Annotated in this window: 8 protein-coding genes; 5 read left to right on the top strand and 3 right to left on the bottom strand. The window is 60.9% G+C overall.

The annotated features are described in order from the left end of the window. Positions 1-13 precede the first annotated feature (13 nt). The 3 genes from ACDZ94_RS15680 to ACDZ94_RS15670 are packed head-to-tail and all read left to right on the top strand — an operon-like array spanning position 14 to position 7630. Positions 14-3076, top strand: a complete 3063-nt coding sequence (locus tag ACDZ94_RS15680) for an efflux RND transporter permease subunit (RefSeq protein WP_432750420.1) — start codon at positions 14-16, stop codon at positions 3074-3076. A 4-nt stretch (positions 3077-3080) separates the two neighbouring features. Then, positions 3081-6206 carry an efflux RND transporter permease subunit gene (locus tag ACDZ94_RS15675; RefSeq protein ID WP_064451594.1) on the top strand — a complete coding sequence of 1042 codons (3126 nt, stop codon included), beginning with the start codon at positions 3081-3083 and terminating at the stop codon, positions 6204-6206. After that, positions 6203-7630, top strand: a complete 1428-nt coding sequence (locus tag ACDZ94_RS15670) for an efflux transporter outer membrane subunit (protein WP_064451595.1) — start codon at positions 6203-6205, stop codon at positions 7628-7630. Before ACDZ94_RS15675 ends, ACDZ94_RS15670 begins: the two co-directional genes overlap by 4 nt. A 69-nt stretch (positions 7631-7699) precedes the next feature. Here ACDZ94_RS15670 and ACDZ94_RS15665 read toward each other — a convergent pair whose 3' ends face one another. Then, the gene (locus ACDZ94_RS15665) at positions 7700-8578 is read right to left on the bottom strand and encodes a hypothetical protein (RefSeq protein ID WP_064451596.1); all 879 of its coding nucleotides are present in this window, start codon (positions 8576-8578) and stop codon (positions 7700-7702) included. 518 nt (positions 8579-9096) lie between these two features. Here ACDZ94_RS15665 and ACDZ94_RS15660 point away from each other — a divergent pair. Next, entirely contained in the window at positions 9097-11088 is a 1992-nt protein-coding gene (locus tag ACDZ94_RS15660; protein WP_432750419.1) for an FUSC family protein, read from the top strand. A 36-nt stretch (positions 11089-11124) separates the two neighbouring features. Here ACDZ94_RS15660 and ACDZ94_RS15655 read toward each other — a convergent pair whose 3' ends face one another. Further along, entirely contained in the window at positions 11125-11913 is a 789-nt protein-coding gene (locus ACDZ94_RS15655; RefSeq protein ID WP_064451598.1) for an MlaA family lipoprotein, read from the bottom strand. Beyond that, positions 11906-13204 (bottom strand): hypothetical protein, encoded by a 1299-nt coding sequence (locus ACDZ94_RS15650; protein WP_064451599.1) that lies wholly within the window; start codon positions 13202-13204, stop codon positions 11906-11908. The genes ACDZ94_RS15655 and ACDZ94_RS15650 overlap by 8 nt, the downstream gene beginning before the upstream one ends. Positions 13205-13440: 236 nt before the next feature. Here ACDZ94_RS15650 and ACDZ94_RS15645 point away from each other — a divergent pair, with 236 nt between their 5' ends. Further along, positions 13441-13809 carry a hypothetical protein gene (locus ACDZ94_RS15645; RefSeq protein ID WP_064451600.1) on the top strand — a complete coding sequence of 123 codons (369 nt, stop codon included), beginning with the start codon at positions 13441-13443 and terminating at the stop codon, positions 13807-13809. Positions 13810-14574: the final 765 nt, after the last annotated feature.

Here is a 14574-nt window from a genome sequence, read left to right as displayed (position 1 = left end):
GGAGCTGCCGAGCATGAACATTTCGCGGCCCTTTATCGAACGCCCGGTCGCCACCACGCTGATGATGGTCGCGGTGTTGCTGCTGGGCCTGTTGGGCTACCACTTGCTGTCGGTGTCGGCGTTGCCGGAGGTGGATTACCCGACCATCCAGGTGTTCACCCAATACCCCGGCGCCAGCCCGGACGTGGTGAGTTCCTCGATCACCGCGCCGCTGGAGCGCCAGCTCGGCGAGATGCCCGGGCTCAAGTCGATGAACTCGACCAGCTCCGACGGCGCTTCGGTAGTAACTTTGCAATTTGACTTGTCACTGTCGTTGGACGTGGCCGAACAGGAAGTGCAGGCGGCGATCAATGCGGCGGGCACCTTCCTGCCGGCGAACCTGCCGTACCCGCCGGTGTACAGCAAGGTCAACCCGGCGGATGCGCCGGTGCTGACCCTGTCGTTGACCTCCGATGTATTGCCGCTGACCAAGGTCGAAGACCTGGCCGACACACGCCTGGCGCAGAAAATCTCGCAGATCACCGGCGTCGGCCTGGTCACCATCAGCGGCGGCCAACGCCCGGCGGTGCGGGTCGAGGCCAATACCTCGGCGCTGAACAGCCTCGGCCTGTCCCTGGATGACCTGCGCACCTCCCTCGGCACGGCCAACGTTAACCAGGCCAAAGGCAATATCGACGGCAAATTCCAGGCGTATTCCATCGGTGCCAACGACCAACTGCAATCGGCGGAGGAATACCGCGACCTGGTGATTGCCTACAAAAATGGCGCGCCGATTCGCCTGTCGCAGATCGCCAGTTCCACCCAAGGCCCGGAGAACCCGCGCCAGGCCGCGTGGACCAACGACACCCCGTCGATCGTCTTGAATATCCAGCGTCAGCCAGGCGCCAACGTGATCGACGTGGTCGACCGTGTGCAGCAATTGCTGCCCACGTTGCGCGCCAGCCTGCCGGGCACGTTAAAGGTCGCCGTGCTGACCGACCGCACCCAGACTATTCGTGCCTCGGTCACCGATGTGCAGTACGAGCTGGGGCTGGCGATCCTGCTGGTGGTGATCGTGATTTTCATCTTCCTGCGTAATGTCCCGGCCACGATCATTCCTGCGGTGACCATCCCGTTGACGCTGATCGGCACGTTGGCGGTGGCCTATACCCTGGGCTTTTCCCTCAACAACCTGACGCTGATGGCATTGACTATCGCCATCGGGTTTGTGGTGGACGACGCCATCGTCATGATCGAAAACATCACCCGCTACCTGGAGGCCGGTGACACCCCGCTGCAAGCGGCGCTCAAAGGCGCGGAACAGATCGGCTTCACCATCATCTCGCTGTCCATCGCGCTGATTGCGGTGATGATTCCGCTGCTGTTCATGGGCGACGTGGTCGGGCGACTGTTCCGTGAATTCGCCATGACCGTGGCGGTGACCATCGTGATCTCGGCCTTTATCTCCCTGACGCTGACGCCGATGATGTGCGCGCGCATGCTCAAGTCCAGGCATGAGGAGCGCCGCGCGGATTTCTTCGACCGCATCAATAGCCATTATGTGCGCGGCCTGGATTGGGTCTTGGCGCACCGCACCTTGACGCTGATTTCGGTAGTGCTGACTGCGGCGCTGACCCTGTTCACGTTGGTGATCATGCCCAAGGGCTTTTTTCCCGACCAGGACACCGGCTTGATCCAGGGCATTTCCCAGGCGTCGCCGACCGTCTCGTTCCAGCAGATGCAAGTCGAACAGCAACGCCTTGCTGCACGCATTCTCAAGGACCCGGCAGTGCAAAGCCTGTCGTCGTTCGTCGGCATCGACCAGACCAACCCGACCATCAACCAGGGCAATTTGCTGATCAACCTCAAGCCGCGTGGCGAGCGTGACAGCGCCACCGACGTGATCCGCCGGCTGGCGGATGCCAACGCCGATGACGCCGGTATTCGCCTGTATTTGCACTCGGTGCAGGACCTGACCCTGGACGCCACCGTGTCCACCACCAGCTACCGCCTTGGCCTGCAAGCCACCGACCCGGCTGAATTGGAGCAGTGGACCACCAAGCTGCTCACCGCGATCAAACACGACCCGATGTTCGCCGACGTGCAAAGCCAGGCCATGCAGTTTGGCAACCAGATCAAGCTGACCTTCGACCGCGCCACCGCCTCGCGGCTGGGTATTACGCCGCAGGCCATCGACGATGTGCTGTATGACGCGTTCGGCCAGCGCCAGGTGTCGACCATCTATACCCAGCTCAATCAGTACCACGTGGTGATCGCCACCGACCACCCACCGCGCAACTTGCCGGATTTGCTCACCGGTTTGTACGTGGACATTCCCACAGGCGGCGTGGCGCCGCTGTCGAGCATGGCGACCCTGGAGGTGGTGCGCTCGCCGGTCACCATCAACCGGCTGGGGCAGTTTCCCTATGCGGATGTGTCGTTCAACCTCGCCCCCGGGCAGACGCTGGGCGCGGCGGTGACGAGGTTGCAGGACATTGAAGCCAACGTCGGCCTGCCGCTGTCGGTGCAAGCCAACCTCGAAGGCGCCGCGGCGACGTTCCAGGCGTCGTTGTCCAACCAGGTGTTCCTGGTGTTGGCGGCCATCGTGGTGGTGTACCTGATGCTGGGCATTCTGTACGAGAGCTTCGTGCACCCGGTGACCATCCTCTCGACCCTGCTGTCGGCGGCACTTGGCGCCTTGCTGGCGTTGTTGCTGACCGGTACGCAGTTCGACATCATTGGCTTGATCGGCATTGTGTTGCTGATCGGCATCGTCATGAAAAACGGCATCATGATGGTCGACTTCGCGCTGGAGCTGTTGCGCGAAGCCGGCTTGAGCCCGGTGGAGGCGATTCGCCAAGCGGCGGAGCTGCGGTTTCGGCCGATCCTGATGACCAGCATGGCGTCGTTGTTCGGTGCGGTGCCGTTGGCGTTGGGCACCGGGATTGGCTCGGAGCTGCGCCACCCCTTGGGCATTGCGATCATCGGCGGCCTGTTGCTCAGCCAGTTGCTCACGCTGTTTTCCACGCCGGTGATCTTCCTCGCGATGCACGGGCTGGAGCAGCGTTTCAGTCGCCGCCCGGTTGCCGTGGATTGATGCGATGAACCTCAGCGCCCCGTTTATCCATAGGCCCATTGCCACCACGCTGCTGGCGGCCGGGCTGGCCTTGTTTGGGGTGCTGGCCTTTAACCTGCTGCCGGTGGCGCCACTGCCGGAAGTGGACTTCCCGACCATCAGTGTCAGCGCCTCGCTGCCCGGCGCCGACCCGACCACCGTGGCCAGCTCCGTAGCTACGCCGTTGGAGCGCCAGTTCGGGCAGATCGCCGGGGTCACGCAAATGACCTCGGCCAGCAGCCTGGGCTCAACGCGCATCACGATGCAGTTCGACCTCAGCCGCGACATCGACGGCGCGGCGCGGGATGTGCAGGCGGCGATCAACGCCGCACGCAGCAACCTGCCCAGTGACTTGTCCGGCAACCCGACCTACCGCAAGGTCAACCCGGCGGATTCGCCAATCCTGATCATCAGCCTGACCTCCGACAGCGCCACGCCGGGGCAGATGTACGACGCGGCCTCGACAGTGCTCGAGCAACGCTTGTTGCAGACCACCGGCGTCGGCGATGTAACCGTGGGCGGCGGCGCGCTGCCGGCGGTGCGTGTGGAGCTGAACCCGGACCGGCTCAACCAGTACGGGGTCAGCCTGGAGCAGGTGCGCCAGGTGATCAGCGCGTCCAACGCCAACCTGCCCAAGGGCAATGTGGCGGTGGGTGATCGCTCCTATGGCATTGGTGCCAATGACCAGTTGCTCGACAGCAATGATTACGGGCCGCTGGTGGTCAAGGCGCACAACGGCGACCTGATCCACATTTCCGACCTGGGCTACGTGCGCGAAGACGTGCAGGACCTGCGCAACTTCGGTTTGTCCAACGGCAAGCCGGCAGTGCTGCTGGTGGTGTTCAAGCAGCCGGGCGCCAACGTAATCGACACGGTGGATGCGGTGAAAGCCTCGCTGCCGTTTCTGCAAAGCTCGATCCCGGCATCGATCAAGCTCAGCCTGCTGATGGACCGCACCACCACCATTCGTGCGTCGTTGCATGACGTGGAAGTGACCTTGCTGGCCTCGATCCTGCTGGTGACCCTGGTGACCTTCGGCTTCTTCCGTGACTGGCGCAGCACGCTGGTGCCCGCCGTGGTGGTGCCGTTGTCGTTGCTCGGCACGTTTGGCGCAATGTACTTCCTCGGCTACAGCCTCAATAACCTGTCGCTGATGGCGCTGACCATTTCCACCGGCTTCGTGGTCGACGATGCCATCGTGGTGGTGGAAAACATCATGCGTCACCTGGAGCGCGGCAAGACGCGGGTGGAAGCCGCGCTGGCAGGGGCGCAGGAAGTCGGGTTCACAGTGTTGACCATCAGCGTGTCACTGGTCGCGGTGTTCATCCCGTTATTGCTGATGGGCGGGATCGTCGGGCGGTTGTTTCGCGAGTTCTCGGTGTCACTCTCGGTGGCCATCGTCATCTCGATGGTGATCTCGCTGACCGTGACGCCCATGTTGGCCAGCGTGCTGTTGCGCGCGCCCAAGGAGATTCGCGAGGGCGACGAACACCCGGACTCACGCTTTCACCGGTTTTATGACCGCACCCTGGGCTGGGTGATCGATCACTCGATCCTGATGGGCCTGGTCACGGTGTTGGTGATCGTGCTCGCGGGCGTGTTGTACGTGCTGGTGCCCAAGGGCTTCTTTCCCCAGGAAGACACCGGGCGCCTGCAAGGCAGCATCATTGCCGCGCAGAGCATTTCCTACGGGGCGATGCAAAAGGACTTCACCGCGATCAACCACAAGGTGATGCAAAACCCCAATGTTGAAACCGCGGCCGGGTTTGTCGGCGGCGGTGGCGGCGGGGGTGGAGCGGTCAACAGTGCGCAGTTGTTCGTGCTGCTCAAGCCGATCGACCAGCGCAAAGACAGCGCCACCGACGTGATCGGGCAGATCCGCCACAGCCTGGGCGACTTGCCCGGGACCAAGCTGTTTTTGCAGGCTGCCCAGGACATCACCGTGGGCGGTCGACAAAGCGGTGCACAGTACCAATACACCCTGACTGCCGACGATCAGCAATCCCTGGATGAGTGGGTGCCCAAGGTGGTGGAGGTGTTGCACAAACTGCCGCAGTTGACCGATCTCAATACCGACCAGCAGGACAACAGCCTGCTGGCCAATGTGACCATCAACCGCGACACGGCCGCGCGGCTTGGCGTGGGCATGTCGGCGGTGGACCAGACGCTCTATGACGCGTTCGGCCAGCGCCAGGTCTCGACCCTTTACCGCGCCGCCAACCAATACCATGTGGTGATGGAAATCGCGCCGGAGTACTGGAACGACCCTTCGGCCCTCAAGGGTATTTATGTGCCCACAGGCAGCGCGGCAGTGGCGGCCAAAGGCACCACCGTGGCGCCGAACCTGACCCGGCAAACCACCTTGGTGCCGCTGTCCGCACTGGCGGATAACAGCGTCTCGCGCACGGCGATTTCCATCAGCCACCAAGGCACCTTTCCAGCGGTGACCGTCTCGTTCAACCTGGCCCCCGGCACGTCGATCGGCCAGGCCACTGCACTGGTGGAGGACGCGGTTAAACAGCTGCGCATGCCGGCCAGCGTCACCGGCCAGTTTGCCGGCACGGCCCAGGTCTTCCAGTCCTCGGTGGCCAGTGAGCCGCTGTTGATCGTCGCCGCATTGCTCTCGGTGTACATCGTCTTGGGCATTCTTTATGAAAACCTGATGCACCCGCTGACCATCCTTTCCACCTTGCCCTCGGCGGGCGTCGGCGCGTTGATTGCTCTGCTGCTGACCGGCACCGAGTTGTCGATCATCGCGCTGGTGGGGGTGATTCTGTTGATCGGCATCGTGAAGAAGAACGCGATCATGATGATCGATTTCGCGATCACAGAACGGCGTGAGTTCGGCCTCAGCGCCAAGGAAGCGATTCGTCGCGCCTGCCTGATTCGCTTCCGACCGATCATGATGACGACGCTAGCGGCGATTCTCGGCGCGCTGCCGCTGGTACTCGGCTCGGGCTACGGTTCGGAATTGCGTCGGCCCTTGGGGATTTCGATTATTGGTGGGCTGTTGTTCAGCCAAGTGCTCACGCTTTACACCACCCCGGTGATTTACCTCTGGCTCGACCGGGCGTCTCAACGCCTGGGACGGCACAAGGAAGCAAGGTCATGAAATTCAGATTCAGTGTGTTGTTGGTTGGCCTGATGCTGGGCGGTTGCATGGTCGGGCCGGATTACCAGAAACCTGCCATGGCGCTGCCGCAGTCGTTCAAGGAAGGCGCGCAGTGGCAACGTGCGGTTTCCAACCCTCGGGGCGCAATGGACAGCCAGTGGTGGCTGGCCTATCAGGACCCGGTACTGAATGACCTGGTGGCGCGCTCGGCCAAGGCCAACCAGTCGATCATTGCGGCCGAAGCGGCCTACCGATTGGCGCAGGCGCAAGTGGCCTCGAGTCGCGCCGGGTTGTGGCCGACGGTTGGCGTCGGGTTGTCGGGTTCACGCGGGTCGAGCGGCAGCGGCAGCGGCTCGGGCACCAGCACCACGTCCGGCACGACCACGGGTGGCGTGCAAAACAGTGTCAGCGCCACCCTGACCGCCAGCTGGGAGCCGGACCTGTGGGGCCTGGTGCGCCGAGGTATTGAGTCGAGCCAGGCCACGGCCCAGCAATCGGATGCATTGCTGGCGGGGGTGCGGTTGTCCATCAGCTCCAGCGTGGCGAGCAATTATCTGGCGCTACGCCAGATGGACATCGACGTGCGTCTGTTGCAACAGCAGCAGACGATCAACCAGCAACTGCTCGACATGATCCAGGCGCAGTTCACTCAGGGCGTCGCCACCAATGACCAATTGCTGGTGGCTCAGGACCAACTGACCACCTCGATTGCCGGCTTGCAGACGTCGTTGCGTGACCGCGAGCAATACGAGCATGCGCTGGCGGTGCTGGTGGGTGTGGCGCCCAGCGAGTTCAGCGTGGCACCGCGCACGGATTTCACCTTTGTGGTGCCGCGGCCGCCGTTGACCTTGCCTTCGACCTTGCTGCAACGGCGCCCGGATGTGGTTGCGGCAGAACGCTCGGCGGCGTCGGCCAATGCCAGGATCGGCGTGGCCGAAGCGGCGTTCTTTCCTTCCCTGGACCTGACGGCCGAGGTGGGCTATCGCGGCAGTGCCTTGGGTGGGTTGTTCTCCTTGCCTAATCGGATCTGGACCCTGGGGCCGGCGTTGGCCGAGACGATTTTTGATGGCGGTGCGCGGGAGGCGGCGGTCAAACAGGCTGAGGCCAGCTACGATCAGATCGCCGCGAATTATCGCGGGACGGTGCTGAGTGCTTTGCAGAACGTCGAAGACAATCTGTCCGCGATTAATCATCTGCAAACCCAGGCAGATGCCTTCCAGCAGGTCTACCAGCGCAATCAGCAGCTGTTTGGGAGCCAGGAAGCGCAGTTGCGTGCGGGGACGGTCAGCCGGGAGACAGTGCTGACCCAACAGCTGGTGTTGTTGCAGGCAGAGCAGAATTTGCGCGATACCCAAGGGCAGTTGAGTCAGGGGAGTGTGGCGTTGATCCAGAGCCTGGGCGGGGGATGGCAAACTGCGCAGTAATGACCAAGACGGCCAATGAAGGTCTCAGCCCTCATTGGCCGTTGCGCTGTTGCAGCGTGCCTCAGATAACTAGCCTGCTTTGCTGGCAAGCGTAGAGGTTGGTTTTTTTACCGGGAAATCATCATCGAAGAACGTTGACGCTTCTTCAATTTGGGATTTACGTTGTTTGCGCAGAAACTCTTCGAAGTCTTTTTTGATCGCAGGGTCTTCAAGCGCTTCATAATCAAATACGTTGGCGCCGTATTTATAGGAGAAGTTGATGTCGACAAACTCGGCACTGGCGCAGGCGGATGAGAATTTCGAGTTGTTTCTATCAAAGTTGACGCGGTACTGTTTGATTTTTGGAATATAGACGATGTTGGTGCCCACCTTGAACACTTCGACGGAAACACCCACGGTAATGGTTTTGTAGAAGTCTTTGTTGTTTTCGACGCCGAAACGCAAGGCGTCTCCCTGCTTGGCCATAAACTTCTCAAAACTCTTCAGGGCACTGGTGCCTTGCGAGGCGACGATGTCCAATATGAAGTTGACGAAGTCGGCGGCAATACTGACCCCGCGTATATGCCGTGAATAGGATTGCTCATCGATTTTGCTCGGGCCCATCAGCGGTAGTTTTGACAGCGCCAGGCTCCAGAGCGCCACGTCGGTTTTGTACTGCTCCCCCTCGGCTTCGGCCTTGCGCTGCACGTAATTGGTGACGACAGAGGTCATGCCGATCAAGTATTTTTTCAGCTCGCTGATCTTTTTCATGACCTCCGGGTCTTCGATCAACTCGTTGCCGATAATAAACTCAATCAGCCCATCGGTATCGGCGTAGGGGTTATCGGCGTCCTTAAGTTGAATATCCTTGAGGTGTGTGTCGCCAAAGAAACTATGGGCTTCTTTCAGTTGTTCGGAGAATAAGCGGACGTCTTTGACGTGGGCGGGCAGGGCGCTAAGTGTTTTCATTTCGTCATTTCCTTATGAAAGCAGTCACTAACTGTTTGACGCGACTCCATCACGGATGGCTGTCCGTCAGGGTCGCGAAAGTTCACCACGGATGAAACATGCTTGGCTGTTTTAAATCGGTTTTTAGTGCCTCGGTTATTCGAGGTATGGCCTCTGAAAAAGAGGTAGGGGAGTTATAGGTTTAATGCCGGGTATTGGCAATGAACACGCTCAACCAATTCGCTTGCTTGGCCGGAACAGTTATAGCGTTTAGGAGTGAGCCTTTAGAGGCTGTATTTTGACGGCCGTCACTCATGCGTGCGAAGTATGGCTAAGTGATGGCTTTTGCAAGGTTTTTGGTGGCCGCTTTCCAGCTGTTGAAACCTCACGATGAGGCAGGGCCGTCGGCCGAAGCCTGGAGGATACGACGAGTGGTTGCGTTCGAAATCAAAATCAAAAGCCAGGCGACGCGCGATTGGCAATGTGCAGGAATATAGATACGATACTAATCATTAGCTTGCTATCTATGTGCTCATTGAATGAAGTCTTCCACGTTTCAACTCCCGGATTTCTGGCAAGCCACCCTGGCGCCCTCGCGGGTCGATCTGCTGTTTGCCTTGCGCAACATGATCGCCGGCGGGGTCGCGTTGTATCTGGCTTTTTGCTTTGACCTGCAGCAGCCACAATGGGCTTTGACCACGGTGTTTATCGTCGGCCAATCCACCAGCGGCATGGTCTTGGCCAAGGGCGCCTATCGGCTGCTGGGCACGTTTGTAGGCGCCCTGGCTTCGGTCGTAATGATCGGGGTTTTCGGCCAGGCGCCGTTGCTGTTCCTGCTGTGCATGGCGTTGTGGCTGGCATTCTGCACCACGGGAGCGTCGCTGCTGCGTAATCATGCCTCTTATGGCTTTGTGTTGGCGGGCTATACCACGGCCATTATTGCCTTGCCCGCGACCGCCGCGCCGCTGGGCGTGTTCGATGAGGCGGTGGCGCGCTGCCAGGAAATCAGCCTGGGGATCCTCTGCGCGTCTATCGCCAGCACGATCTTATGGCCGCGCCGGGTTGAGCAGACCCTCGCGGTTCAAGGACGCGCCGCCTGGCAGGCGGGAATGCGCGCAGCGGCGTCGGAGCTGCTGGGGACGGATCAGCGCAAGGGCTTGCTGGAGGCGCTGGGCCGTTTGGTGGCGGTGGACGCCCAGCGCGACCATGCCTGGTTTGAAGGCCCCAAGGGCCGGCGCCGCTCCCAGGCGTTGCGGGTGCTCAGTCGCGATTTACTCGGCTTGTTGCGCGCGGCACGCGGCGTGGGCCGGCAACGGATGATGCTGGATGACGCGTCCCTTGTTACGACATGGGTGGAAGACGTGGCCGCCACATTGCAGCAAGAGCGGCAAGAGGCGCTGCCTGAACTGTCGCGTCGCCTTATTTCGGCGCTTGCCGATCCAGGTCTAAGCCCAGACGCGCACTTTTGCCTGGTGCAGTTGGCCCAGGTCCTGCGTTTGGTGAACGTGGGGGCGCTGACCCTGGAGGCTATCGAGACGGGCAGGGTGCCACCGGGCGCGCCGGGGGCCATGTCCTGGCATCGGGATATCGAGCAGGGCGTACTCGGCGGCTTGCGCAGTGCCTTGGCGTTCCTGGCGGTCGCAGCGTTCTGGGTGTTCACGGCCTGGCCCTCGGGCCTGGGCGCGGTGTCGATCAGCGGCGTCGTGTTGAGCCTGTTTGCCGCGCGGGAGAATCCCTCGGCGTCGAGTCTGAATTTTCTCAAGGGTATCGCGCTGTCGATCCCAGTGGCCGGTTTTGTGCGCTTTGCGGTGTTGCCCGGGTTTGACGCTTTCCCGCTGTTATGTGTGGCGCTGGGTGTGCCGTTGTTCTTCGCCTCGCTGTGCATGAGCCGGGTAAAACTGGCAGCCAGCGCCTCGGCGTTTTGCATTTTCTTCGTCAATAACGTCGGGCCGAGCAACCTGATGACCTACGACATCGCCGCCTTCCTCAACAAGGCCATCGCCACGCTGGTGGGTGTCGGCATTGCGGTAGTGGTGTTTCGCCTGATCCAGCTCAACCCCGGCGAGCGCCATTATCGGCGGATGTTCAAGGCCTCATTGTTTGACTTGGCGCAGCTGACGTCACGCCCCTTGGAGCAGGCCGAAAGCTGGTTTGGCGGGCGTATGGCCGATCGCTTGATTCGCCTGTCGCGCTACAGCCAAACCTTGCCTGCCGAGCGTCATACCCATTGGGACAATGGGTTGCTGGGGCTGGATGTGGGCGATGAGTTGCTGGAGTTGCGCGCGAGTTTATCGGGCAGCCAAGGCGCGTTGGCCCGTGTGCGCGATGATTATTTGCGGCAGTTGGCGGTTGTGCTCAAGCAGGGTGGGCCTGGCGTGACGCAGGCATCGGTGCTGGATGCGCCAAGCACTGCGCTGTTGGACGTGCTTGAGCGGTCGTCGATGTTGACGGAGCAGGATCGGGAGATGGCCAGGGCGGCGGTGCTGCAGTTGCGGTTTACGTGGCAGAAGTGGTGTCAGAGGGGCGTCTGATTGCAGGAGCTGGCGAGCCAGCTCCTGCAACGAGTGTTACTCGGCGATCTGCAACTTGCGCGATTCGGTGTAGATGTAGCGCACCTTTTCATACTCGAACGGCGAGTTCATCTGACCGTAGCGGAAGCTGGTCTGGTAGCGCTTGTCGACGGCGCGCAGGGCCCAGATTTCCGGGTGGTTTTCGCTGACCTTGGACACGTTGAGGAAGTTGACCTCGGTTTCCGCGCCGTAGTCGACGATCAGGCCGGTGGTGTCGCGCAGGTTCGATGGGCCGAAGATCGGCAGCACCAGGTACGCGCCGCCGGGCACGCCGTAGAAACCCAGGGTCTGGCCGAAGTCTTCGCTCTGGCGTGGCAGGCCCATGGCGGTAGCCGGGTCCCACAGGCCGGCGACGCCGATGGTGGTGTTGAGCAGCAGGCGCCCGGTGGTTTCCAGTGAGCGGTGGCCCTTGAGTTGCAGCAGGCTGTTCAACAGGTTGGGCACGTCGCCCAGGTTGTTGAAGAAGTTGCTGACGCCGGTGCGCAGGAAGCTCGGTGTGACATAGCGATAACCGTCAACCACCGGCAGGAACACCCATTGGTCGAAGCGGTAGTTGAAGTGGTACACGCGGCGGTTCCACGACTCCAGTGGGTCGTAGACATTGAGCGCGGTGAGCGACGAACGCTCGAACTCGCGCTGGTCCAGGCCCGGGTTGAACTTGAGCTTGGTCAGCGGCTCCTTGAAGCCGTCAGCGTCAACCTTGACCGGTTCGTGGGCCTTGCTGTTGTCGGCATTGGCGACGCCCGCGCACATCAGGGCAGCGAGCAGCAGAAGATATTTAGCCACGGAAGAACTCCAGCATGGCGTCGGCGTTGACGCGGTAATTGAGGTTGCCGCAGTGGCCGCCCAGCGGGTAGACGGTCAAGCGATCGCCGAAGGTTTTACGCAGGAAACCGAGGTCGCCAGGGCCGAGAATCACGTCGTCGGCGTTGTGCATCACCGCGATTTTCGGGCTGTCGTGCAGGTAGTCCTTGAGCGCATAGAGGCTGACCTGGTCGACCAGTTGCAGCAGGCTGCCGCCGTCGGAGCGTGCGCGCCACATCGGGATCACTTGTTCGGTGAGGTAGCAGTCGAAGTCGCATTGCAGCGCACGCTTGAGGAACGGCGTGAGGCTGGTGCCTTCGGTGATCGGGTATTTGGGCGGGATGATCAGGCCACGGCGGTTGATCAGGTCCGAGGTAAAGGCAATGTCGGCCGCCGAGAAGCGGAACGAGGTGCCGATCAGCATCGCCATCTGTTCGTTGGTCAGGTGCTGCTTGGAGTTCTGGAAGTCGTAGAGCAGGGCGTCATTGAGGTCGATGTAGCCTTTTTGCTGGAAGTAGCGGGTCAGCTTGGCCAGTACCAGCTCATAGAAGGTGGTGGTGTTGTTGATGCCCTTGACCTCGGTCTGTACCAGCTTGTCGAGGTTGGTGATCGAGGTGTAGAGGTTGACCGGCGGGTTGAGCAGCAGCACTTTCTTGAAGTTGAAGCTGCGGCGGGTCTCGTCCAGCTTGCTGACAAACGCAGCATCCAGGGCGCCCAGGCTGTAGCCGGTGAGGTAGAAGTCGGTCACTGGCAGCGAGGCGTTCTGCGCGCGCACGGCTTGCATCACGCGGTACATGTCTTCGGCGTCTTCCTGGGTGATACCCGGAGTGGCGAAGCGCGAGGCGGCGCTGATGAAGTCGAAGCTGGTGGGCGACGACAACTGCACCACGTGGTAGCCGGCCTGGTAATACAGCTTTTTCAGGTATTCGTTGATGCTGCTGTCAAACCGCGCACCGGTGCCCGCGATCAGGAAGATCAACGGCGCGGCGTGGTCTTGTTTGGCGATGCGGTAGGTGAGTTTCTTCACCGCCCAGAAATTGTCCGGCAGGCTGAACTCGCGCTCTGGGCGCATGTTCAGGGTGTAGTCAGACTGGTTGATCTCATCGTTGGTCGGCAATTTGGGCCGAAGGTCAGGCGGGGTGGTGGCGATGGTCGCTTCGAACGGGTTGGTCAAAGGGAAGCCATAGGTGGCCTGGTCGATGTCGACGGCCAGTGCTGACGCACTCAAAAAAAGGCTGCCGAGTAAGGCAGCACAGCGCAAGGAACGGAGCATGACTTAATCCCTAAGAGGAAACGGGCTGAATGAAGTTCGCAGGCTATGACCACCGCGTTGCCACCGAAGTGCCAGCCTTCGGCACGAAAAGTCGGAAAAAAACGTCGGAATCGGGGTTATAGCAGCCAGAAGATACACGTTGCCACGCATTGATGGACACTAATTGTGTGTATGCGCCTTGCTAACGGCAGCCGGCGCATTAAGCTGAGCGGCGTTTTTGCCTATCGGAGTGCCCCATGTCCCGTCGTTTGCCACTGATCCTGCTGCTTATTGCCCTGCCGTTATGGTTGGCCGCCAGTTATGGCGCCCGTTACGGTTTTATGGAGGATGGCCGGTGGGTGGGTATCTGCGTTGATGAGGCCAGTCGCTGGGAATGCCAGTTGCGTTCGAACCTGGGGTTGATGATCCACTTCAAGGTATTGGGCTGGGCGGCGTTGATCGCGTCGGTGCTGGCGTTTTTTGTGCCGGGTCGAGCGGGGTGGGGCTTGGCAGTTTTGGCAATGGTGTTCGGCTTGCCGGCGCTGGCGTTGTACAACACCACGTTTGCGGTGTTTGCGGTGGTGATTGCCGGGTTGCGGTTGGTCAGGAAGCCTCGCGTTGCCTGACAGGGCCTCATCGCAGCATAGGTATCTCACATCTTTTTTTACGGGTTGAGTGCTGTGGTTGTCGGGGGGGGGGGCGCTGAGTACATATCCGTTGTTTGGGTCACGGCTGACATTGGTTTCGCCCTTACGGCGACTCACTTTGGAAAAGCCCCAAAGTAAGCAAAGGGCTCTTGCCCCACCACTCGGCACCTCGCCTAGGCTCGGTGTGCCCTCACTCCGGCATCACGAAGCGGGCCGCCGCGACGGGCCGTCCCTGCCCCGTCGCGGCTAAACCGGCGTCCTGCCGGTTTACCCGCTCCGTAATACCTGCGTTCGGCCAGCGTGGTTAACGGGGCGCCTAGGATCAACAGCAGATCAAGATCAAAAGCAGAGCACGGCGGCCTGGTAGCCGACCTGAGTGGTTAGATCAAAAGCAAAGCTGAAGCGGCCTTCCAGCCGACCTGATCTTGGAAACTGAACTCGGATAGTGTCAGTTGATGCATCTGGTGACTGACCCAGCGTATTCGCGAGCAAGTCGAATCGCCGCACCGCCGCTCCCACATTTGGAACTCAGTACATCAGGCAGAGAGTGTGCGGCTCTTCAGGCTGTACTCGGTCAATGTGGGAGCTGGCTTGCCTGCGATGGCATCAGTTGGGTATCCCTGATGTACCGAGGTGTCTGCATCGCAGCGGTTCGGCGGTCCGGCAAGCCAGCTCCCACATTAGAGCGCATTCCAGGGATGCACTCGGTCAAATGTGGGCGCTGGCTTGTCGAATCGTCGCAAC

The sequence above is a fragment of the Pseudomonas sp. UBT genome (assembly GCF_050915955.1).
GTDB classification, from domain to species: Bacteria; Pseudomonadota; Gammaproteobacteria; order Pseudomonadales; family Pseudomonadaceae; genus Aquipseudomonas; species Aquipseudomonas antarctica_A.
This window is presented reverse-complemented; position numbering and strand designations above follow the sequence as displayed.

Excerpts from the sequence above, each read along its gene's own strand:
- ACDZ94_RS15645 (WP_064451600.1), top strand. The coding sequence starts at position 13,441 with ATGTCCCGTCGTTTGCCACTGATCCTGCTGCTTATTGCCCTGCCGTTA.
- ACDZ94_RS15660 (WP_432750419.1), top strand. The coding sequence starts at position 9,097 with ATGAAGTCTTCCACGTTTCAACTCCCGGATTTCTGGCAAGCCACCCTG.
- ACDZ94_RS15680 (WP_432750420.1), top strand. The coding sequence starts at position 14 with ATGAACATTTCGCGGCCCTTTATCGAACGCCCGGTCGCCACCACGCTG.
- ACDZ94_RS15650 (WP_064451599.1), bottom strand. The coding sequence starts at position 13,204 with ATGCTCCGTTCCTTGCGCTGTGCTGCCTTACTCGGCAGCCTTTTTTTG.
- ACDZ94_RS15675 (WP_064451594.1), top strand. The coding sequence starts at position 3,081 with ATGAACCTCAGCGCCCCGTTTATCCATAGGCCCATTGCCACCACGCTG.
- ACDZ94_RS15670 (WP_064451595.1), top strand. The coding sequence starts at position 6,203 with ATGAAATTCAGATTCAGTGTGTTGTTGGTTGGCCTGATGCTGGGCGGT.
- ACDZ94_RS15665 (WP_064451596.1), bottom strand. The coding sequence starts at position 8,578 with ATGAAAACACTTAGCGCCCTGCCCGCCCACGTCAAAGACGTCCGCTTA.